Below are 22,892 nucleotides of genomic sequence, written 5' to 3'. Positions count from 1 at the left end.
GTTTAGGTGAACCGGCCATTGGCCGGAAGTGCCTCGCTAATCAAAGGGTTGATCTGCCCTTGTTGCGTGCTTTCAGCAAGGGTAGGCGAGGCTAACCGACAGTTTTTGGTCTATTTAAAAAGGTGTAAAAATGAAAGGGTTTAATAATCTCAAAGTACTAAAGCAAGGCATGCAGCTAGTGACTGCAGCACACCAGTTGAGTGATGCATATGCCCGAACCGATATGGCAGGTTTGGTTAAGGAAATTAACCTATTGGCAATCGGTATTCCGTCAAGTATAGCCCACTACTCGGGTACCGAAAACCAAAAGGGATTGGGTGATGCTTTGGAAGCAGTTGTATCGATTAATGCTAAGCTCGAAACCATAGGTTCAGACGCTGCTGAAGTCGCCAACTTTCGCCAGCTAATTGAGCAGGAGCATGCGTTGATTCAGTTGGCATTGGCAAAGGGAGAGGGCCGAAGTTTTAAAAAGCCGGCTAAGCAATCACGTTTGGGACTTTCTGCTAAAAACAGAAAGCCAATTACTTTTACTTCAACTCAGGGTTTTCAAGCTGAGTTGTTTTAGTCTAGGTCGGTGCACTGATTGTTTTCAGTCTTCCAGAAGACTTCCTTGTTTTTAAGTTTGTCAGGATCTACCTCTGCACCAAGATGTCCAAGTGATGTACCGTCACATGTGTAAACGGGAATTACTGTTCCGCATTGGTGGCAGCAATTATCAAACACAAATACAGTTTGGTTTTGGTAAGTGGCTCTTACGATATAGAAGGCGTCTTTTAGCCCAGAGTTTTCTATGTTTTGAATCTCCGTCCTTAGCCAGCTATTTTCTTCTGATTCCAGATTAGTTCCGCAAATTTCCGGTGAGCCATCTTCACAGCCCAGAAGTACAAAGAGTGACATTACGGAGATGTAGAATGCTTTTTTCATTGAGTGAGTTTTTTAGTGGTTTTTAGTTGTTCTTAACCCTTTGACACAGTGGGGTGTGGATTAGTTGTAAGCTTTGAAAATTGCAGTTGTAGATAAAGGAGTTAATGCTTCTTTGTAACTTGCGGCAGATTTAGAGATAAATACTCTACACCATGAAGAAAACACTGAATTTGGTTCTTCGCCCCGAAGAGGCCTTTGATGAAGCACAATTTGAAGCTGCTGTACTTAAGCGTGCTAAAGTTTCGGATAGCACAGCTCAGGTTCGTGCTTTAAAGCGATCAATTGATGCACGTTCCAAAAACGTTAAAGTAAATATACAGGCGCTGGTTTCTGTGCAAGAAGAGCTGCCCCCCGTAATTTCATATCAGCGTGATTATCCGAATGTAAAAAATGCTGAACCCGTAATTATTGTGGGCTTTGGTCCAGCCGGTATGTTTGCTGCCTTGCGCTGTGTAGAGTTGGGGTTTAAGCCCATAGTGATTGAGCGCGGAAGTGATGTGCGTAATAGAAGAAGGGATTTGGCTGCTATTAACAAAGAGCAAACGGTGAACCCTGAAAGTAACTATTGTTTTGGCGAAGGAGGTGCAGGTACTTATTCTGATGGGAAGCTTTATACGCGATCGAAGAAGCGTGGGGATATTCAAAAATCGCTAGAAATACTCGTGGCACACGGAGCCACAGATCAGATTTTGGTCGATTCGCACCCGCACATAGGCACCAATAAACTACCCAAGGTGGTTCAGGAAATCCGCGAGTCGATTTTAGGCGCTGGTGGTGAAATTCATTTCGATACCAAGGTTACTGACTTTGTTTTGGATGGAGATGAAATGAAAGGAGTGGTATTGGGTGGTGGGACTAAACTCACCGGCTTAGGAGTGATATTGGCTACGGGTCATTCAGCCCGCGATATATTTCATTTACTGCACCAAAAGCAAGTGTTTATAGAAGCAAAACCATTTGCTTTAGGGGTAAGAATTGAGCATCCGCAAGCCTTGATTGATAAAATTCAATACCATTGCGAAACAGATAGAGGTCCATGGCTACCGGCTTCTTCATATGCCTTGGTTCACCAAACATATTTTGATAACAAGCAGCGTGGGGTCTTTAGTTTTTGTATGTGTCCGGGCGGTTTTATAGTGCCGGCCGCAACAGCTCCAGGTGAGGTGGTTGTGAATGGAATGAGTCCATCGAGAAGAGATTCTAAGTTTGCCAATTCTGGAATTGTAACAGCCATTGAATTAGAAGACTTGAAGACTTATGAAAAGTTTGGTCCTTTGGCCGGGCTCGCCTTCCAACAGGAAGTCGAGAAGCGCGCCTGTAATGTAGCGGGAGGTACGCAGGTGGCTCCAGCCCAGCGAATGGTGGATTTTGTGCAAAACAAGGTGTCTGGCTCACTGAATGATACTTCGTATCAGCCCGGCCTGGCTTCCGTTTCTATGAATGAAGTACTGCCAGATTTTGTGCATGAAAGATTGAGAAAGGCCTTTAAAGCTTTCGGCAAAAAAATGAATGGCTACTATACCAACGAAGCGCAGATAGTTGGGGTGGAAAGCCGAACATCTTCACCGGTGCGTATCCCTCGCGATAGGGAAACTTGCGAGCATGTACAGATTAAGCGACTTTTTCCATGCGGAGAAGGAGCTGGTTATGCCGGGGGTATTCTATCGGCTGCTATGGACGGAGAGAAATGTGCCGATGCATTGATTTCACTCTATAAAAAGGCTTAGGCTAAATACTGCTAACAACTTGTTTTAAGTCCGCAACTATAGCCGATTTTTCATCAGAGTCAGCTAAATCTTCGGCTAAAAGAAGGCTTTCGTTCGCTTGCTTTTTATCACCTAACAGTGCGTAGGTGTATACAAGTAGCGAGGCAACTTCAAAGTTGTCTTTATCCATTCTGCGGCACTGTTTCAATAAGTCAACAGCGTGTTCGTAGAGCCTTTTCGATTCGTAATTGTTGAGAATTTCTACCGCTTGAGAAAACATGAAGTTCTTTTTGTCTTCGGGTAGTACATGATTGTTCAAATAGGCATTGCTCTCAATTACATAATTGTCAAAATCCTCTCGCTGGCCGTAGTAAAGTGTTTTGGTAATGTAAGCCGCCTCAGCTTGTTCTGTTTCCGGTACAAACTCAGGGATAAGCTCAATCACAATGCGATTCAGCAATGTTTCATCACCGTATTTAATGGCTAACAAAAGATTGTCGTTGTAAACAGCTTTAATGTAGTCTTCGTATTCGCTTTGGCCGTGAGTTTCTACCATCAAATCTTTATGAGCAGTGATGTACATATAAGTCTCTGCTTCCAAATAATTCTCGAACCTGCTGGCTAACCAAAGGGTTTCTATTTCCAAATAATCCGCATCGTTCAATCCTTTTAGGTATGTGGCGGCAACTTCGTTGGCTTTTTCCACATCCCTTCTTTCTAGCGCGTCAATGTATTCTAATGTTTCGCCTTTTGAGGTGGTGCCGCGCTCATATTGGGCCGCCAAAATTGGCAGTTTTACCCAGCTAGACTGAACTTCTTCGGCATAGGCTAATAAGGTAGGGCTCGGTACAAAACCGCCAATTTCTTCGTAAACATCTTCGTTGGTTGTCAGAAAAAGTAGGGTAGGGTAGCCGTCAACCGCATAGGCTTGTGCCTTTTGGTAGCCCCATTGAGTTTCCGCATCAAATTTGATATTAATGAAATTCTCGTTGAAATAGCTGATCACTTGCTCGTTGGTGTAAACCTCATTGTCGAGCTTGTGGCAGTAGCCGCACCAGTCGGTATAAACATCAACAAAAACGACCTTGTTGTCGGCTTTTGCTTTTTCGAAGGCTTTTTTCCACTCTTTTTCGCTGCTAACTTCTATAAAGTCTATGGTCTCTAAATCGTTGGCTATGGCCAAGTTGCTGATAAGAAGAAGTGAAACGATAAATTGGAAAACCTTCATTTTTGCCTTGTTTTGCTAGTCAAACGCCAATACTTGCGTAAGCGTATTGAACGTGCAAAAATAGTAAGGTATTCTATATTAATCAGTTAAAATAAGTGAAAGGTAAAACGGTAATTGTAGGGAGTGCGCCAAAACCTGGTAGGTATGCACAAAAAGCAGCAGCAATGTTGGCTGAACGTGCTTTTGAATTTGTGCCGCTCGGCATTCAAGAGGGTGAGGTATTGGGTAGAGAAATATTGGATATAAATGATGAGCCCAAAATCGAGGAAGTAGATACCATCACTTTGTACATCAATCCAACACGCCAAAAAGCACACTATCAGTACTTTCTGTCGCTTAATCCGAAACGCATAGTTTTTAACCCAGGTACTGAAAATCAGGAGTTTAAGCAAATGGCTGAAAAGGCCGGAATTGAATGTCAGGAAGCCTGCACATTAGTTATGCTTTCAGTAGGCAATTACTGATCAAATTTACTTATATTCGTGCTTTGTTTGGGCTGGTGTGAACACCTCTAATCGACAGATATCTTAGTCAATCACTAGCCGCACATTTAGTAGTTTTTTTGACCTATGAGTGAAGAAAAAGAGAAGAAGAATAAAGATTATTCAGCGGGGAATATTACGGTACTAGAAGGCCTAGAGGCAGTTAGAAAACGTCCTGCGATGTATATCGGGGATGTGGGCATCAAAGGACTTCACCACATGATCTGGGAGGTTGTCGATAACTCGATCGATGAAGCTCTGGCAGGTCATTGCGATACCATTGCTGTTACAATCGAAGAAGATAACTCAATCACTGTTCAGGATAACGGTAGGGGGATTCCAACAGGGATTCACGAAAAGGAAGGTCGTTCTGCGCTAGAAGTAGTAATGACGGTACTTCATGCCGGTGGTAAATTCGATAAGGATACTTACAAAGTTTCTGGTGGATTGCACGGTGTTGGGGTATCCTGTGTGAATGCTTTATCTTCTATGCTACATGTAACTGTAGAAAGGGAAGGAAAAGTTTTTGAACAAGAATTTTCTAGAGGTGCGCCAAAGTATTCTGTAAGAGAAATTGGCGATTCTGAAAGAACAGGGACACGCGTTCACTTTTTGCCAGATACAGAGATTTTCACAGTAAGTGAATATAAATACGATACAGTAGCCTCTCGTTTGAGAGAGTTGGCATTCCTAAATGCGGGAATCACCATTACGCTTGAAGATAAGCGCGACCAGGACGAGAACGGAAATAATCTTGGTGAGACTTTCCATTCTGAAGGCGGCTTGATTGAATTCGTGGAGTACTTAGATGAGTCTCGCGAGACGCTAATCGATAAATCAATTTACATAGAAGGTGAGAAAAATGGTGTGCCGGTTCAGGTGGCCATGAGCTATAATACTTCGTTCTCTGAACACGTAGTAAGCTATGTAAACAACATTAATACCATCGAAGGCGGTACGCACGTATCGGGTTTTAGAAGGGCATTAACAAGAACACTGAAAGCATATGCAGATCGTTCTGGTTTGCTTGATAAGGTGAAAGTAGAAATTAGTGGAGATGACTTCCGCGAAGGTTTAACAGCCGTTATTTCTGTAAAAGTTGCCGAACCTCAGTTTGAAGGACAAACAAAAACCAAATTAGGTAACTCGGAAGTTACAGGGGCTGTAGAGTCGGCTGTAGGTGATGTATTGAATACCTATTTGGAGGAGAACCCGAAGAACGCCAAGCAAATTGTTCAGAAGGTGGTTTTAGCTGCCCAGGCACGCCATGCAGCACGTAAGGCTCGCGAAATGGTGCAGCGTAAAAACGTACTTTCAGGTACAGGCTTGCCAGGTAAATTGGCCGACTGTTCTTCAAAGGATCCTGCAATTTGCGAACTGTACCTTGTGGAGGGTGACTCTGCGGGTGGTTCTGCAAAGCAAGGCCGTGATCGTAACTTCCAGGCAATTTTGCCTTTGAGAGGTAAAATTTTGAACGTAGAGAAAGCGCAAGAGCACAAGATTTACGATAACGATGAGATCAAGAATATGATTACAGCCTTGGGCGTTACCTTCGGTACCGAAGATGACGAGAAGGGCTTGAACATGGAGAAACTTCGTTATCACAAAATTGTGATTATGACGGATGCCGATGTGGATGGTAGCCACATTCGTACGCTTATTCTTACGTTCTTTTTCCGTTATATGAGGCCGTTGATCGACTCTGGTTATGTATACATTGCACAGCCACCGCTTTATTTATTGAAGAAAGGGAAAGATCAGCGCTATGTTTGGTCTGATGATCAGCGCTATGCAGCTGTACAAGATATGACCAAGGATGGTAAGGAAGACTCTGTGAACATTCAGCGATACAAAGGTTTGGGAGAGATGAACCCTGAGCAGCTTTGGGAAACTACTATGAACCCTGAGTCGCGAAGCATGAAGCAGGTAACAGTGGAGTCTGCTGCTGAAGCTGACCATTTGTTCTCGATGTTGATGGGTGATGAAGTAGCCCCGCGTAGAGAGTTTATTGAGAAAAACGCGAAATACGCAAAGGTAGATATCTAATTTCTACCACTATAGATACATTGAAAAGAGGCCAAGTGCCTCTTTTTTTATTTAAACATTCTTTGATTTTCGCCCAGATTACGCTCGTAGAGCATATGCATTATGCCGTCTTTCAAGCCAACATCTGGTACTATGATTTTATTGGCATATACCGACTGCATTGCTAGTTTGTAGATTTTTGAAGCGGGTAGTATTACATCGGCCCTGTCAGGGTTTAAGTGAAGCCGGTAAATCATTTCTTCGGTAGTTAGACCTTTTAACAGCGCCTGTACTTCTTCCAGTTTTTCTAGCGAAAGGGTTCTGGTTTTCGACTTGGTGTTAGATAGCTCGTACAGTTTATTGATGTTGCCGCCTGTGCCCACGGCTGTTACATTTTGGTAGTTGTTGGCGATGTTGGTGATAAGCCAATTGGCCATGGTGTCGAATTCTCTTTTCAGACTTTTCTTGCTTATACTTCTAACAGAACCAATTTTGAATGACTTGGAAAGCTTTCTTTCCCCTTTCTTAATCAAGTTAAACTCAGTACTACCACCACCCACATCAATGTGCAGAAAGGTGCCTGATTTAAGTTGCTTCATCACTACCCGATTGATCAGCTCGGCTTCTTCTTCGCCACTAATAATGTTGATTTTTAGGTCGAAAAGTTGTTTTACTTTTTCGGCAATTGCTCGCCCGTTTTTCGCCTCTCGCATAGCAGAAGTAGCACAGGCATAATAATCGTCTACTTCGTACAGCTCAATAAGCAGCTTGAAGGAGTGCATTAGTTTTAAAAACTTATCTTCCAGTACTTGCCCAATGGCTTTTTGTTTAAAAACGTCTTGCCCTAGGCGAAGCGGGAAACGCACATATTCTAAGCGCTTAAAGTAAGTTTCGCCTTGGTATTGAGTAATGTTGGTTATCTGAAAACGGATGGCATTTGAGCCGATGTCAATTGCAGCTAGCTTCACAAATATTTTTTTATTGAATATAGGGTTTTCTCAATACCAAGCGTCTATATAAGTGCAATCATGTTGCAGATGTTCACTATTTATTAATCGTAAATATTTTTAGTCTTGATTTAAAAGCTGTTATTTTCTGTATGAAGCGTTCATTATTTACAATACTCACACTGCTAATCATAAGTTCGGCCTGTTGGCCTACTGATGATTGGACCCCTACTTTTGAAGATGGGCCAAAAGAGGGTTATAAGCCAATATACGCTAATGATGTATCGCTCGAGATACTTTTACAAACACCACAACAGATAGGTAAGCCTGGCCAAATTTATATTATTGGAGACCTTTTGATGGTGGTGGAGAATTTGGAAGGTATTCACTTAATTGATAATAGTGACCCCAACAATCCAGAAAAACTAGGCTTTTTGAGGATTAAGGGATGTCATCAAGTGTCGATAAAAGATGGGGTATTGTATACCAATCAATATTCGTCTTTAGTTGCGATTGACATCTCCGATCAAGATAATATTAATGTTATCTCGCGCGATAACCATGTGCTCGTGTCTAGCATTTTTACGGCACAAGTGCCACCAGAGGTTGGCTTTTATTTTGAGTGTCCAGATGATGAAAAAGGAACGGTTGTAGGCTGGGAGTTTACAACCATTGAAAGTCCTAAATGCTTTAGGTGATGAGGAAGTTGGTTGCGGTATTATTCATTTGTCTATTGCTCGGTTGCTCTAACGACTCAAGCGATTTTTCTCCCGAACTAAGTGGATCCGGACAAGGAGGGTCTTTAACACGGTTTGTAATTGTTAACAATCAGTTGCTTGTACTCGACAGCGAAAGTATTATTCAGTATGATATTAAAGGTGGAGGCGAGTTTGAACTCAGAAATAGAGTGGCGATTGATACTGGGATGGAAACGATTCATGCTAATGGAGATATTGTGTTAGTAGGGAGTAACTCGGCAGTATATTTTTTGAAGTTCAATGATTTTGGAGCACTGGGCTTAGTTAGTAGCTATCAACATCTTACATCTTGCGATCCTGTGGTGGCCAGCAACGGAGTGGCATATTCAACCTTGAGGTCTGCTGGATGTCGCTTTAACGGAGCTGAATTGTTGGATGTTATTGACTTTAGTGATTTACAGAACCCTAAATTGATAAAGAGTTATTCAACTGTTTCGCCATATGGTTTAACATTGAATGAACAGTTTCTGTTTGTGTGTGAATATGGTGGAATAACAATGTATGATAGGTCTGACTCGCGAAATTTGAAGCAGGTGGACTTTTTAGAAATCGATGGGCATACGCCAATTGATCTAATATTGAGAGGGGATAATATGGTTGTCAGAACTATGGAAGGAGTATTAAATGTTGGGTTTTCAACCGAAGGAACGATGTTCGTGCGTTCAACCATTCAAAATTAACCCATGAGGAAAATAGTTTTTCTAGCACTCGTATTAGGGGTTAGTATTTCTTTAAAGGCACAATACTATGAGGAGGATGTGAAGGAGGCTACATTTCCTAAATTCTCTGCAAAAGTACTTCCTACGGGGCTAATGGGGCACTTTCCTACATACAGTATATCATTAGAGCATAGTGTTTTAAAAAGCATGGCAATTGAATATCGCCTCGGCTTGGTCTACGATGGCAACTACCTAACCAATGATTACACGTATTTTTTCAATAAGGGAGGAGTGAAGTCGTCCGTTATGTTTCAATTACCCATAAAAAAGGGTGAGAGGATAGTAAATTACTTTGGAGTTGAGCCTTTTTTTAATTCTCTGAATTTCGATAGACGAAGGACTTTTGAAATTGGCTGTGGGGTTAATTGTAGTTATTTCTCGGAAGTTACTTATGGGGTGAGTCGCCAAGATTTAGGTGTGCGTGTTAGCTACGGTACGCTGTTTTACTTATCTGAGGTAGTCTTTCTGGAGTTTAGTGCGGGCGTTGGTGCTCAGGTTTCAAAATTTTCTCCCGATAATCGTAAGCCACAGGATATTTTGGTTGAGTACGGTGATGGACAATATGCCGAAGATGAAAGAAGGAGTTCTCCTGCGGTAGATGCCACCATTAAAATAGGTTTTGTGATACTTAAATAGTGTCACTTCTGCGGTACATTCATAAATTCTTATTTTCTTTGTAATGCTTATCAAGAAAGGCGGAGGGACTAGGCCCTTTGATGCCTTAGCAACCTGGGTAATACCTGGTGCTAACTCCTAGCCCCGATCTCTCGGGGAAAAGATGAGGCTGAATCCATCTCCCCAACTTTCTTGCTGAGCCATAACATTTAGATATGGCGACAGATATTAGACAATTACTTAAGGAACGCGTGCTGGTACTCGATGGTGCTATGGGTACTATGATCCAGCGACATACGCTCGAAGAAGAAGACTTTCGAGGTGAACATTATAAGGATCACAACCTCCCATTAAAGGGAAACAACGACCTGCTTTCAATTACCCGTCCTGATATAATCAAAGACATTCATAGGCAATACTTTTTGGCTGGTGCCGATATTGTTGAAACCAACACCTTTAGTGCTACCACCATTGCCCAGGCCGACTACGGAATGGAAGATGCTGTGTACGATATCAATTTTTACTCGGCAAAAATTGCCAGAGAAGTTGCTGACGAAATCACGGCTCAAACACCAGATAAGCCTCGATTTGTAACCGGATCGATGGGCCCAACCAACAGGCTGGCGTCCATGTCGCCCGATGTGAACGACCCGGGCTACAGAAACATCGATTTCGATCAATTAAAGCAGGCTTTCAAAGAGCAGGCTAAGGGGCTGCTTGATGGAGGAGTAGATATGTTTTTGGTAGAAACGATTACTGATACGCTTAATGCCAAGGCTGCTCTGTTTGCAGTTTCTGAATTGATGGAAGAGGAAGGGGTAGATATACCGATTATGGTTTCAGGTACTATTACAGATGCCAGCGGAAGAACGCTCTCAGGCCAAACTACAGAAGCATTTTTGATCTCTATTTCCCATATTCCTATTCTGTCTATTGGCTTGAATTGCGCATTAGGAGCAGCACAGCTTCGCCCTTATTTGGAGGTGCTTTCAGACAAAGCGCCATTCCATACAAGTGCTCACCCAAATGCAGGACTGCCAAACGAGTTTGGGGAGTACGACCAAACGCCAGAGGAAATGGCTACGCAGGTAAGAGAGTTTCTTAAAGAGGGCTTTTTAAACATTGTTGGTGGCTGTTGTGGTACAACTCCAGAACATATTAAACTAATAGCCGAAGAAGCTGCTAAGGTGAAGCCAAGGTTGGTCAATAGTCCATTGTCGATAGCAGAATAGAATCATTAGAATACCTAAAGGGATCAATGGGGTTGATCAACTAATAATTGATAAATGGCCATTGTCCATTGACTAAATATGACAAAAGTATCTTTACAGCTTTCAGGCCTTGAGCCGCTAATCGTAACCCCAGAGTCCAATTTTGTAAACGTTGGTGAAAGAACTAACGTGACTGGCTCTAAGCGATTTGCAAGGCTTATAATGGAGGAGAAGTACGAGGAGGCCCTAGAGGTAGCACGTAACCAGGTAGAAGGTGGTGCCCAAATCCTTGATGTGAACATGGATGAGGGAATGCTAGATGGAAAGGCCGCTATGGTGAAGTTCCTCAACCTAATTGCGGCTGAGCCAGACATTGCTAGGATACCAATTATGATTGACTCCTCGAAATGGGAGATCATTGAGGCCGGGTTGAAGTGCATTCAAGGTAAAGGCGTGGTGAACTCTATTTCTCTGAAGGAAGGAGAAGAACTCTTTATTGAGCACGCTAAAAAGGTTAAGCGTTACGGGGCTGCGGTAATTGTTATGGCCTTTGATGAAGGTGGTCAGGCGGACTCTTACGAGCGTAGAATAGAAATTTGTGAGCGTTCTTACCGAGTGCTTGTCGATAAAGTGGGGTTCCCGAAAAATGACATCATTTTCGACCCAAATATTTTCCCCGTTGCCACTGGTATTGATGAGCACAATGATAATGCAGTTGACTTTTTTAGAGCCACAAAGTGGATACGCGAGAATTTGCCAGGCGCCCACGTAAGTGGTGGGGTTAGTAACGTATCATTCTCATTTCGAGGTAATAACCCGGTGCGTGAAGCCATGCATTCAGCCTTTCTGTATCACGCCATTCAAAACGGAATGGATATGGGGATTGTAAACCCAACCATGTTGGAGGTTTACGATGACATACCTAAGGAATTGCTGGAACGAGTAGAGGATGTACTACTGAACAGAAGAAGTGACGCAACCGAGCGTTTGCTGGACTTTGCGGAGTCATATAAATCTGAAGGAAAGAAAAAGGAGAAGGACGATGCTTGGCGTAAAGAATCGGTGGAAAAACGATTGGAGCATGCCTTGGTTAAAGGCATTGTAGAGTTTATTGATGAAGATACCGAAGAAGCCCGGTCCAATTACGATAGGCCATTACACGTAATCGAAGGACCATTGATGGATGGTATGAATGTGGTGGGAGACCTTTTCGGAAGCGGAAAGATGTTTTTGCCACAAGTGGTGAAAAGTGCTCGTGTAATGAAAAAAGCTGTAGCATACTTGCTGCCGTTTTTGGAGGAAGAGAAAAGAACAAATCGGCACGGAGAACGCCCCATCCCTACCTTCCCCGCAGGGGAAGGAGATACACCACAGTTTCAAACGGCAGATGCGACTGCTTATACTAAACTAAAAGAGTTTGCGCGAGAATTACGCAAAAATCAAACAGGGGCTGAGCGAATACTTTGGGCTAACCTGCGCGATGGACAGTTAGATGGATTCAAGTTTAGAAGGCAGCACATTATAGGCAAGTACATTGCAGATTTTGTGTGCCTTAGCCATAAATTGATTGTTGAGGTTGATGGTGCGGTACATCAATTGCCTGAAGTGAAGGACAATGATGAGTTTAGGACAGAATGGTTGGAATCTCAAGGGTTTAAAGTAATCCGATTTACCAATCGCGAAGTGGTTTCTCAGCTCAAGCGAACAAAAATTGTTATTGCAAATGAACTTTGGGATATAGAAGAAGAAACATCTCCCACTTTGGGGGAGACCGAGAGGGGGCAAGATAGTGCGCCAAAGATCCTCCTAGCCACCGTAAAGGGTGATGTTCATGATATCGGTAAAAACATAGTTGGGGTAGTACTGGCGTGCAACAACTTTGAAATTATTGACCTTGGTGTTATGGTGCCGGCAGAAAAGATATTGGATGCAGCATTGGAGCACGAGGTGGATGCCATTGGTTTGAGCGGACTTATTACCCCATCGCTAGACGAAATGGTGCATGTGGCCAAGGAGATGGAGCGAAGGGAACTATCCATTCCGCTTATGATTGGTGGCGCAACTACCAGTCGTATTCATACCGCAGTAAAAATTGACCCGGTTTATTCTGGTTCTGTGGTACACGTTTTGGATGCCTCTAAGTCCGTTCCGGTAGCTGGCGAATTGATTGGTAAGGAGAGCTATCCAAAAATTTATGACCGAGTAAAGGCTGAATATTCACAGCTTAGAGATGACCACGCTAACCGTAAGCAGGTTAAAAATTACATTAGCTATGATGCCGCCAAAGCCAACAAACTGCAAATTGATTGGCAGGCTAAAACAATGCATGAACCTGCATTTATCGGTAACAAAGTATTCAAAGATTATAGCCTCGAAGAAATTGTGCAGTACATCGACTGGACACCATTCTTCAGTACTTGGATGTTGAAAGGGAAGTTCCCTAAAATATTGGAGCACGAGCTGATAGGGGAAGAAGCAACCAAGCTTTATAACGATGCTCTGGCCATGATTAAAGAGGTGATTGATAATGATTTGCTTCATGCAAGTGCGGTGGTAGGTCTTTACCCTGCAAATGCAGTAGGCGATGATATTAAGGTGTATACTGATAAAGAGAAGTCAGGGACAAAAACAACATTCCATATGCTTCGCCAGCAGGGTAAAAAGGGCAGTGGCTTACCCAACCTTTCTTTGGCCGATTATGTGGCTCCGGTAGAGTCTGGCAAGGTAGATTACATAGGTGCTTTTGCGGTAACTGCGGGCATTGGCATTGAACCTTTGATCGAAAAATACGAGAAAGACCACGATGACTACAATGCTATTATGATCAAGGCGATAGCCGATAGAATGGCCGAGGCCCTTGCTGAGTTGATGCACGAGAAAGTGCGAAAGGAGCTTTGGGGTTACGCAGCAACCGAGATTTTAGATAATGAAAACCTTATAAGAGAGAAGTATCAGGGCATTCGCCCAGCTCCGGGGTATCCGGCATGCCCAGAGCATACGGAGAAGCGCTTGCTTTTCGATTTGCTAGAAGTTGAAAAGAATACTGGCATTAGCCTAACAGAGTCATATGCCATGTATCCGGCTGCTTCTGTTTCCGGGTTCTATTTTATGCACGAAGAAGCTAAATACTTTGGTTTGGGCAAAATAGAGAAAGACCAAGTGCAAGACTATGCCCAAAGAAAAGGTATGAGTTTGCAAGAAGCCGAAAAATGGCTCTCGCCCAACCTTACTTATGATGTGTAGCACTCCCGATAACCATTTACCGATAACCGATAACTAAGACAATGAAAGTCACAGACCATATAGAAAACGCAGCGGGTAAAACCCTTTTCAGCTTCGAAATACTTCCGCCAGTAAAGGGTGAGAGTGTACAAAATATTTTTGATGCGATAGACCCTTTAATGGAATTCAAACCTCCATTTATTGATGTTACCTACCATCGAGAGGAGTATATGTACAAGAAGCGCGAAAATGGTTTGTTGGAAAAGGTAACAACCCGTAAGCGCCCTGGTACGGTAGGGATTTGTGCGGCCATCATGAACAAGTACCATGTAGATGCCGTGCCGCACATTATTTGTGGTGGCTTTAACAAGGAAGAAACGGAAAATGCGCTGATTGACCTTGACTTTTTAGGGGTTGATAATGTGCTGGTATTGAGAGGGGATGCGATTAAATCGGAGGGTAGGTTTGTGCCCGATCCAGAGGGACATTCTTATGCCAGCGAGTTATTGGGGCAGGTTTTAGAGCTAAATCAGGGTAAGTATATTCACGAAGAAATTACACGTAACAAAACGAATTTCTGTATTGGTGTAGCGGGTTATCCGGAAAAGCATTTTGAAGCACCAAGCTTAAAAACGGATATTAAATACCTGAAGAAAAAGGTAGAAATGGGGGCAGAGTACATCGTAACCCAGATGTTCTTTGATAATGATAAGTACTTTGAGTTTGTAGAGAAGTGCCGGAAGAACGATATCAATGTGCCTATCATTCCAGGCTTAAAGCCAATTACAACTTTGAAGCACATGAGTATTTTACCAAGCATTTTCCATGTAGACTTACCAGATGACTTGGTTGATGCACTTGAAAAATGTAAGGATAATGAAGGTGCCCGTGAAGTGGGGATTGAATGGGCGATTCAACAATCAAAAGAATTGATGGAAAGAGGTGCGCCTGTACTGCATTATTATACAATGAGTAAGTCTAAAGTGGTACGTAGAATTGCCGAGGCTTTGTTTTAGGCTGACTAGCTTTCCAAAAGTTATAAATCTTTGGAAAGGTGCATACACAATGTAAATACTGTTTTTTCGGTATTGATGAGGCTTTCTTAATGCAGGAACTTTATGTAAAAGTTCATTGCCATGAGAAAGCCTCTTTTAATTTCCAGCCTTTGTTTTGTTCTGGGTTTTTCTCTTTACGCTCAGGATAATCATGTCATCAGTTTTGCTAGCGATTCACTTAAGGTGTCGCGAGGCAAGTCTAAAGCTATCATTGAAATAGATATTAATGTACAAACCATTGTAGGGTTAGACTCCTGTAGTCTTAATGTGGTTCAGGATCTTGCCAAGTCAGATTTTCCATCTAGTTCATTTACTGTTACGCCCAGTACTTTCAAGTCCGACCAGCTAAAAGCAGCAAATGGAGGAGTGTTAAAAGCTTTTTTGACTGTAAAACCCGATACTTTGGTAGACAGAGATCGATCCTTGGTTTTAAAGTTAATTACTAAGAACGCCAAGGGCGAGGACCTTTCAGAAAAGAATAAGGGGACAATCTCGTCATTACATATAACGGTTAAACCTTTTGCTAAATCAGAAAAGCTCGAAGGTTTTAACCACCTGGCTTACGTTGGTACAAACTTCGATTTGGCTGAAGGAAAAATTGAATCAAAGAACCTTTTCTTTGCGGCCAACATTTTAAAAAGGCCTAAAACGCCAGACAATAAAACGGGCTTTTACCTGAGTATTTATGGTAATAGAGCCATGACTATAACGGATTCCTCTCGCATTGCTGAGCGCTATGACTTCCAGGCCTTAACAGATTCTACTTACAATAGAATTACCATTAATAATGAAATGCTTGTAGAGCGAACCAGCGATAATATTGGTGCTTACATCAGCCCGCTTTTCGACCTTAAATTGTTCCATAAGTCGGAGAAAAGGGCAAATGACTTTGCACTTTACTATGCCCCGTCTTTAGAGTTTGTTTGGAGAAGAACAGTGGAGCATATAAGCTTTGGGGATCCTGTACGCGATACCTTGTTGGTTAATGGCATAATTCCTGCCAATGCGCAACCGGTTAGGCCATTACGTTCTTCGGCTCAAGCGTATAATGAGTACATGTTTAATGCGGGATTTGTGGGTTTATTTATGGTACTCGAAAATAAGAACTTGAGTGTTCGAGTGCATGGTTCTGTTGGCTATTCGAACCTATACACTGCTGCCAACAGTAGGTCAACCAATTTTGATCAGCAGCAGGATATTTTCTTTACGGGCAGGGCTTGGATAACCGAAGCTACCACAGGAATTACGCTTCAAGCCGAAGTGAACAACACGCTGAATAACCCTAGGCCGTTCTTTGTGGCAACACTGTCCAAGGCGATTAACTTTAAAGATTTGAGCGGCATATTTAAACCAATTACAACGAGAGATTAGTGGTAATTTTAGCCTAAAAGACTTTTCTCATTTAGCGTTTATTCGCATCTTCGCAGCAAATAAAAGCATTATGTTCATTATTGTAGTTTTCGCTCTATTCATCGCAGCTATTCTTGCAGCATTTTTAGTTCCTAACAGCAAAGTTAGCTCTCACAAAAAGGACTGGGACGTTTAAACCGCTAATTAGTGGCTTGACTTTTTCTTTTTTGGTCTCTCCCAATAAAGAAGTAAAGAATACTCCCAATTAATGGGGCAACCAGTACTACAATTACCCAGATAATCTTGTTTTGTTCTGGATGAAATTCGCTTTTAAGAATGTCGATTAGTGCGATAATTGTTACAAGCAATGGGATTCCAGCTATGAGAAGAAAGGTGAAAAGGGTTTCTATAATGGTTGTGTTTATTTTTTAGGATAAATTAAATAATTATTTGTTGTAAATCAACAGCAGCATCTTGTACAAATCAGGATGTTTTCGTTTCATAAGGTCGGGTCTTTTCTGAAAGTACTCAGACACCACCGCAAAAAACTCCGATTCGTTTGTGGCTCCATAGGGATTGATATCAGATTCCTGATTACGAATTTTCTTCATTTCTCGGTGCACAAGTTTTGTCCATGGATTTACCAATTCATCGGGTAGAAAGCTGCGCGGTACACCATCGATACTCCCGTCAGACTTATCGAGTAAATGCGCAAATTCATGGAAGCCTACATGGCTTTTGTTGGTGAGGTTTTCGAAGCCCATATAAAGTGCTTTTTTAGATAGAATCATTACGTGATCCATATTTCTGCCGCTTCCAACCATGCCTAAAATGTGATGATCTTTGTCAATTTGATAATCATGGTCAAAGGCATCGGGGTAAACCAATACTTCGTGTAGATCTCCATAATTCCAAAATGGCAGCTCCCAAAAAGGCACTATGGCACTTGCAGCAACTAGTAAGCGGCAGGTGTCGTCAATTTCAAAACCAACTCCGGTTATGTCAACATCGCTAAAAAATGTCTTCACACGTTCTTCAAAAATGGCCTTGTCGGCAATACTGAGCTCCGTATAAAAAGGTACTTCCTCTTTTAAAATAGCTCTCCATTTAGGTTTGAAGGGCGTGTTTTGTATTTTTTGCTTCTTGCTGAATTTAAAGAATGCGCTCAGTCCGGCTAATGTGGCAATGCTCAAAAAGAACCAGGTGTAGCTTGCCTTATTGGCAAGTGCAGCAGATAGTGAAAGAATAGCTGCAAAACCAATGGCGCCTATGAGTAGTTTTTGTGGGACACTCATTGCGAAATCTTGGCCTTGTTGGAAATTGGACACTCAGGATCGTGGGCTCCGGCAATGTAGGCGGTGCTCATTAAAAACTCTTTGGTAGTTTCTTTACCCATAAATTTAAAGGTCTTTTTAAAGAGTTTTATCCATTCTTCAATGCTCAGGCCTTTCTTTTCGGCAAGCCAATTGGCGTAGGAACCATGGCTGTTTTGCAGGTTTTGAATCACCTTGGCGTTGTGAATAGCTGCCAGTATTTTCAACCGCATACGGATTATGCCGGGGTTCTGTAGTAAACGGGTTACATCATCTTCCGAAAAATTGGCCACTTTATCTATCTCAAAATCGGCATAAGCTTCTTTAATACTTGCTCGCTTTTTCAAAACAATGTCCCAAGAAAGTCCGGCTTGGTTTATCTCTAGCAACATTCTGCCAAACAGTTCATTGTCATCTTTAGCCGGAAATCCATACTCGTTATCGTGGTAGTGCTTATGAATGTCTGAGAGTCTACCTTCGTAAACAGCGAGGCAGTATCCGTGGGTAATGGCCATTGTTTTTGGGGTTTGGGAATAAAAAAGCCTCTCCCTAAGTATTAGGAGAGGCCTCAATTTAATGTTATTGTTTCAATAAGTATTAAGCTTCTGCACCAATTTGGCTCTCAAGCTTAGATACCAAAGTAGGCTTAGGAACAGCGCCAATTACTTGGTCTACCACTTCGCCATTTTTGAAGTAAAGCAATGCAGGGATTGAACGGATTCCGTATTTGATAGACAGGTCTTGATTTGCGTCTACATCAATCTTTCCAACTACTGCTTTGTCAGCGTACTCGCCAGCAATCTCTTCTACTACAGGTCCAACCATTCTACATGGTCCACACCACTCTGCCCAAAAATCTACTAATACTGGTTTGTCGGATTTCAATACTACTTCCTCGAAGTTGTCTCCGTTTAATTCTACTGCGTTTGCCATTTTATATCTATTGTTTTTATTTCTTTTTTAAGTTGTTACATCGAATTGACAGCAAAACTAAAGAAAAAGTTCCGAATGCGTTTTCCTTTAGTAAAATCAAGCTGTAATCAGTTGCGCATGATCGGTTACTTCTTGCAATGCTTTTATTAATTCATTGTTTGGTTCTACTTTAACCTTGCGCGACATTAATTCTACGCTCAGATTTTCGGCCCGGTCGTATAATTCAATTTTTAAATTGGTGTTGCCTTGGTGTAAAGTGGTAAGCTCGGTAATTCGTTCGATCATTTCCTGATCTACCATTTTAGCATTTATTTTCAAGAAAATACCCTTGCCAAGTTTTTCTCTCAATTCACTAAGCAGCGAAATAGCCGCCACCTGCATTTCCCAATCTTCAGGGCTAGGGGTGATGTTAGGGTTTTCTTTAATCTCTTTTTTCTTACGCCAGTTTATTTCAACCCTTCCTCTAATGTAAAGGAACTCTCCAGGGCGCAAATAAGGGGCGAAGTTCATGCATTTTTCTCCTAATAAGAAGAGCTCTGTTGCGCCATTGTAGTCTTCAATACTTAGTATTGCAAAAGGCTTTCCGTTTTTGGTTTGGCCATTTCTAACACCGTTTACAATGCCGCCAATGGCTATTTCTTGGTTAGGGAATTTAGCAATGTCGGTAATTGGTTTGCAGAAGTTTTCAATTTCTATGCTGAATTGGTCGAGTGGGTGACCAGATATATAAAAACCGACAATTTCTTTCTCCAGTTTAAGCTTTTCCATTTGACTGAAAGGCTCAATGTCTGGCACTTTCGGCAGGGGGGTAGCAACGTTACTATCGCCACCAAAAAGCGATACCTGTGCGGCATCTTTTTCGGCTTGCTTGGCATTGGCATAGCGTATTACTTTTTCAATAAGTGTTTGCTCCCCTTCTGGTGCAAAAAGATATTGTCTTCGGTGGTATTCGTCAAAGCAATCGAAGCCACCAGCTTGCGCTAGTGATTCGAAGTTCTTTTTATTAACCGCTCTGAGGTTTACGCGTTCGGCAAATTCAAAAATGTTAGGGTAAGGGCCGTTCTCTTTACGCTCATTTACAATAGATTCAATAGCGCCTTCACCCACACCTTTAATGGCGCCAAGTCCAAAGCGGATTTCGCCCTTTTGGTTTACGGTAAACTTGTAATTCGATTCGTTTACATCTGGCCCCAGTACCGGAACGCCCATTCGCTGGCACTCTTCCATAAAGAAGGTTACCTGCTTAATGTCGTTCATGTTGTTACTTAGTACCGAAGCCATGTATTCGGCAGGGTAGTGGGCTTTTAAGTAGGCCGTTTGAAAGGCCACATAAGCGTAGCAAGTAGAGTGCGACTTGTTAAAGGCGTAGGATGCAAAAGCTTCCCAGTCTCGCCAGATTTTGTCCAGTTTGTCTTGTGCATGGCCTTTTGCCTTGGCCTGGTCGACAAACTTTGGTTTCATTTTATCTAGTACAGCGCGTTGCTTTTTACCCATTGCCTTACGCAAAACATCGGCCTCACCTTTGGTAAAGTCGGCCAGCTTTTGCGACAAAAGCATTACCTGCTCTTGGTAAACGGTAATACCATAAGTTTCGGCTAGGTATTCTTCCATGTCGGCCAAATCGTAAGAAATTGGCTCGTCTCCGTGCTTTCTTCGGATAAACGAAGGAATGTATTCTAGCGGCCCCGGTCGGTACAGGGCGTTCATGGCAATAAGGTCGGCAAACTCTGTAGGCTTAAGCTCCTTCATGTACTTCTGCATACCGGCAGATTCGTACTGGAAGATACCAACCGTTTCACCACGCTGGAAAAGCTCGTAGGTCTTCTGGTCGTCTAGGGGGAAATCATCAGGAACGAGGTCTACATCGTGTCGTTCTTTCACATTCCGGACGGCATCCTTTATTAGGGTTAGGGTTTTTAAACCCAAAAAGTCCATCTTAAGCAAACCGGCACTTTCTACCACCGAGTTATCGAACTGCGTACAGTACATGTCCGAGTCTTTGGCCGTGGCTACCGGGGCAAAATTGGTAATGTCGTCTGGTGTAATAATTACCCCACAGGCATGAATACCTGTGTTTCGAACAGAGCCTTCAATTACCCTGGCTTGGTTCACTGTTCTTGCCTCTAGGTTATTTCCTTCGGCTACTTTTTTAAGCTCATTGGCAAGAATAATTTGTTCAGACCGAAGCTTTTCCTTCAACTCTCTTTCGCTCAAAGAGAAGAGTTTAGAAAGCTTAATGTCCGGTACGAGTTTGGCAACTCGGTCGGCATCGGCTAGCGGTAACTCTAGCACTCTTGCCGTGTCGCGAATGGACGACTTAGCGGCCATGGTACCGTAAGTGATGATTTGCGCTACTTGGTTTTTGCCGTATTTATCAATTACATAGTCAATAACCTTTTGTCGACCTTCATCATCAAAGTCAATATCAATATCGGGTAGTGATACACGGTCGGGGTTTAGAAAACGCTCAAAAAGTAGGTCGTACTTTATGGGGTCTACATTGGTAATGTTAATGCAATAGGCAACAGCCGAACCTGCCGCGGAACCACGGCCTGGCCCCACCGAAACGCCCATTTCTGTAGCCTTGTTGGTAAAGTCTTGAACAATAAGGAAGTAACCAGGGTACCCCGTTTTTTCAATAGTTGCCAGCTCAAAGTCGAGGCGTTCGCTTATTTCAGGTGTGATTTCTCCGTAACGTTTCTTTGCCCCCTCATAAGTCAAATGTCTTAAGAAAGCATTCTCACCGCGTTTCCCGCCATCAACGGCATCTTCTGGGTGAACAAACTCTTCTGGTATTTCATATTTAGGTAGTAGTACATCACGCGCCAGTTCGTACTCTTCTACCTTCTCTACAATCTCGTTTGTGTTGGCAATGGCCTCTGGAATATCGGAGAAGAGCTTTTTCATCTCTTGTGCCGATTTTAGGTAGAATTCCTCATTAGGGAATCCATAGCGGAATTCACGACCGCGTTTGCCAATGTACTTCTTCGGCTTGTTGATGGATTCTGCATCCTTCACACAAAGCAAAACATCGTGGGCTGTGGCTTGGTCTTTTTTGGTATAATAGGTGTTGTTGGCCGCAATTGGCTTAACGTTGTATTTTTCGGCCCACTGTAGTAGGATTTGATTTACGTGGTCTTCTTCAGGAATTCCATGTCGGTTAATTTCTACATAAAAGTCATCTCCAAACTGCTCTTTCCACCATACAAAAGCCTCTTCCGCTTGGGTTTCACCCACGTTCAATATTTTATAAGGCACTTCGCCCCATAAACCACCGGTAGTAACAATAAGGTCTTCTTTGTATTGCTCCAGGTCGTTTTTGTCAATCCTTGGTACGTAGTAAAAACCATCGGTAAAAGCGATGGAAGACAGTTTAACAAGGTTATGGTAACCCTTTCTGTTTTTGGCCAGAATTACGGTTTGAAAACCGTTGTCTTGAACTTTTTTGTTTGTTCTATCTGCACAAATATTGAATTCGCAACCCACAATAGGTTTGATGCCAGCGCCAAGTGCCGCACTTACAAAGTGGAAGGCGCCCATCATGTTGCCATGGTCTGTTAAGGCAATGGCAGGCATTTCCATTTCTTTGGCCGCGTTTACCAGCGAATGCACATCCGATACTGCTTGTAAAATAGAGAACTGCGAGTGCACGTGTAGGTGAGAGAAAGGGACTTCGGAAAGCTCCTTTAGCCCTTCTTTATCTATTTGATCAATGCCCGAGCTGGCTGTTTCGGTTTCTGTTTTTGCGAAGTTAGCCTCATCAAGCTCTGGAGCTTCATAGGTAATATCGGCTATGGTAAGCCCTTCGGCAGGCGGTATTACGCTTTCCTTCAGTAGCCCGAAGAAACATTTTGCGGTGGCGTCAACATCGTAAGCGGCATCGTGAGCATCGTCAAAGCCAACACCAAAGAGTTTGGTGTGTAGCTCGGTTAGGGTTGGCCATTTGAATTGCCCGCCACGGCCACCAGGAATGGCGCAATAATCGGTTGATACTAATTTGGTATCGAGCGGCTCTAATGGCTCTAGTTCGTTGGTGAGTTCTGCCCTTAAATACTCTGAACCAACAATGTTGTAATCGAACTCAATGTTGTGACCAATACCGTAATCAGCTTTGGCAATGTCTTCTTTAAATCGAGCTAAAACCTCTTTCAGTTCAAGGCCTTCTTCTAGTGCTCTTTCGGTAGAAATTCCGTGAATTTGTACGGAGTTGTAGGGAATAGTGAAGCCATCGGGCTTAACGATCAGGTTTTCGTTTTTGATCAGGTTACCCTTGGCATCGTGCAGCTGCCATGCCAGCTGAACCAAGCGCGGCCAGTTTTCGAAATCAGTAAGAGGGGCATTATAATTTTGCGGTAAACCGGTGGTTTCCGTGTCAAAAATCAGATACATAGATACTTAGTTCGA

18 protein-coding genes, 1 pseudogene and 1 riboswitch are annotated in these 22,892 nt (G+C 42.7%); of the genes and pseudogenes, 11 read left to right on the top strand and 8 right to left on the bottom strand.

Features of this window, described 5'->3' with window-relative positions:
• Window positions 1-130: 130 nt before the first annotated feature.
• The gene (locus tag BMW98_RS13675) at window positions 131-565 is read left to right on the top strand and encodes a hypothetical protein (RefSeq protein ID WP_090259138.1); all 435 of its coding nucleotides are present in this window, start codon (window positions 131-133) and stop codon (window positions 563-565) included.
• Here the strand turns inward: BMW98_RS13675 and BMW98_RS13670 are convergent.
• Window positions 562-924 (bottom strand): hypothetical protein, encoded by a 363-nt coding sequence (locus tag BMW98_RS13670; RefSeq protein ID WP_090259137.1) that lies wholly within the window; start codon window positions 922-924, stop codon window positions 562-564. The two genes, BMW98_RS13675 and BMW98_RS13670, sit on opposite strands and share 4 nt — an antisense overlap.
• Window positions 925-1,076: 152 nt before the next feature.
• Between BMW98_RS13670 and BMW98_RS13665 the strand changes: the two genes are divergently transcribed.
• Complete coding sequence (locus tag BMW98_RS13665; protein WP_090259136.1) at window positions 1,077-2,651, top strand: NAD(P)/FAD-dependent oxidoreductase; 1,575 nt, start codon at window positions 1,077-1,079, stop codon at window positions 2,649-2,651.
• A 1-nt stretch (window position 2,652) separates the two neighbouring features.
• On the opposite strand, the gene BMW98_RS13660 is transcribed toward BMW98_RS13665, so the two are convergent.
• Window positions 2,653-3,858 (bottom strand): thioredoxin family protein, encoded by a 1,206-nt coding sequence (locus tag BMW98_RS13660; RefSeq protein ID WP_090259135.1) that lies wholly within the window; start codon window positions 3,856-3,858, stop codon window positions 2,653-2,655.
• Window positions 3,859-3,953: 95 nt separating this feature from the next.
• Between BMW98_RS13660 and BMW98_RS13655 the strand changes: the two genes are divergently transcribed.
• Both BMW98_RS13655 and gyrB read left to right on the top strand, forming a co-directional pair.
• Window positions 3,954-4,322, top strand: coding sequence for a CoA-binding protein (locus BMW98_RS13655; protein WP_090259134.1), 369 nt, complete (start codon window positions 3,954-3,956; stop codon window positions 4,320-4,322).
• Between the two features lie 105 nt (window positions 4,323-4,427).
• Window positions 4,428-6,386, top strand: a complete 1,959-nt coding sequence (gene gyrB, locus BMW98_RS13650) for a DNA topoisomerase (ATP-hydrolyzing) subunit B (protein WP_090259133.1) — start codon at window positions 4,428-4,430, stop codon at window positions 6,384-6,386.
• 47 nt (window positions 6,387-6,433) lie between these two features.
• Here gyrB and BMW98_RS13645 read toward each other — a convergent pair whose 3' ends face one another.
• A complete protein-coding gene (locus BMW98_RS13645; protein ID WP_090259132.1) occupies window positions 6,434-7,333 on the bottom strand; it encodes a Ppx/GppA phosphatase family protein in 900 nt (299 codons plus the stop codon).
• 131 nt (window positions 7,334-7,464) lie between these two features.
• Between BMW98_RS13645 and BMW98_RS13640 the strand changes: the two genes are divergently transcribed.
• The 7 genes from BMW98_RS13640 (at window position 7,465) to BMW98_RS13610 (ending at window position 16,263) form a co-directional block, all read left to right on the top strand.
• Window positions 7,465-8,010: an LVIVD repeat-containing protein gene (locus BMW98_RS13640; protein WP_090259131.1), complete on the top strand. Its 546-nt coding sequence runs from the start codon at window positions 7,465-7,467 to the stop codon at window positions 8,008-8,010.
• Window positions 8,010-8,750 (top strand): LVIVD repeat-containing protein, encoded by a 741-nt coding sequence (locus BMW98_RS13635; RefSeq protein WP_090259130.1) that lies wholly within the window; start codon window positions 8,010-8,012, stop codon window positions 8,748-8,750. The genes BMW98_RS13640 and BMW98_RS13635 overlap by 1 nt, the downstream gene beginning before the upstream one ends.
• A gap of 3 nt (window positions 8,751-8,753) precedes the next feature.
• Window positions 8,754-9,425, top strand: coding sequence for a hypothetical protein (locus BMW98_RS13630; protein WP_090259129.1), 672 nt, complete (start codon window positions 8,754-8,756; stop codon window positions 9,423-9,425).
• A 44-nt stretch (window positions 9,426-9,469) separates the two neighbouring features.
• Window positions 9,470-9,574, top strand: a riboswitch (SAM riboswitch).
• Window positions 9,575-9,619: 45 nt separating this feature from the next.
• Window positions 9,620-10,636 (top strand): homocysteine S-methyltransferase family protein, encoded by a 1,017-nt coding sequence (locus tag BMW98_RS13625; RefSeq protein WP_090259128.1) that lies wholly within the window; start codon window positions 9,620-9,622, stop codon window positions 10,634-10,636.
• 78 nt (window positions 10,637-10,714) lie between these two features.
• A complete protein-coding gene (locus BMW98_RS13620; RefSeq protein WP_090259127.1) occupies window positions 10,715-13,858 on the top strand; it encodes a vitamin B12 dependent-methionine synthase activation domain-containing protein in 3,144 nt (1,047 codons plus the stop codon).
• A 41-nt stretch (window positions 13,859-13,899) separates the two neighbouring features.
• Complete coding sequence (gene metF, locus BMW98_RS13615) at window positions 13,900-14,853, top strand: methylenetetrahydrofolate reductase [NAD(P)H] (protein WP_090259126.1); 954 nt, start codon at window positions 13,900-13,902, stop codon at window positions 14,851-14,853.
• 120 nt (window positions 14,854-14,973) lie between these two features.
• Window positions 14,974-16,263: a hypothetical protein gene (locus tag BMW98_RS13610; RefSeq protein ID WP_090259125.1), complete on the top strand. Its 1,290-nt coding sequence runs from the start codon at window positions 14,974-14,976 to the stop codon at window positions 16,261-16,263.
• Between the two features lie 179 nt (window positions 16,264-16,442).
• Here BMW98_RS13610 and BMW98_RS20715 read toward each other — a convergent pair whose 3' ends face one another.
• The 5 genes and pseudogenes from BMW98_RS20715 to dnaE all read right to left on the bottom strand — a co-directional run bounded on the left by BMW98_RS20715 (window position 16,443) and on the right by dnaE (window position 22,877).
• Window positions 16,443-16,610 (bottom strand): PLD nuclease N-terminal domain-containing protein, encoded by a 168-nt coding sequence (locus BMW98_RS20715; protein WP_222843647.1) that lies wholly within the window; start codon window positions 16,608-16,610, stop codon window positions 16,443-16,445.
• Between the two features lie 78 nt (window positions 16,611-16,688).
• On the bottom strand, window positions 16,689-17,537 hold the full coding sequence (locus BMW98_RS13600) for a M90 family metallopeptidase (protein WP_090259123.1): 849 nt from the start codon (window positions 17,535-17,537) through the stop codon (window positions 16,689-16,691).
• Entirely contained in the window at window positions 17,534-18,070 is a 537-nt protein-coding gene (locus tag BMW98_RS13595) for a DNA-3-methyladenine glycosylase I (protein ID WP_090259122.1), read from the bottom strand. Before BMW98_RS13595 ends, BMW98_RS13600 begins: the two co-directional genes overlap by 4 nt.
• A gap of 82 nt (window positions 18,071-18,152) precedes the next feature.
• Window positions 18,153-18,500 (bottom strand): annotated as a pseudogene (gene trxA / locus BMW98_RS13590) (thioredoxin); the annotation flags it as partial.
• 84 nt (window positions 18,501-18,584) lie between these two features.
• Window positions 18,585-22,877 (bottom strand): DNA polymerase III subunit alpha, encoded by a 4,293-nt coding sequence (gene dnaE / locus BMW98_RS13585; protein WP_090259120.1) that lies wholly within the window; start codon window positions 22,875-22,877, stop codon window positions 18,585-18,587.
• Window positions 22,878-22,892: the final 15 nt, after the last annotated feature.

The organism is Roseivirga pacifica (assembly GCF_900111145.1).
Classification (GTDB): Bacteria; Bacteroidota; Bacteroidia; order Cytophagales; family Cyclobacteriaceae; genus Roseivirga; species Roseivirga pacifica.
This window is presented reverse-complemented; position numbering and strand designations above follow the sequence as displayed.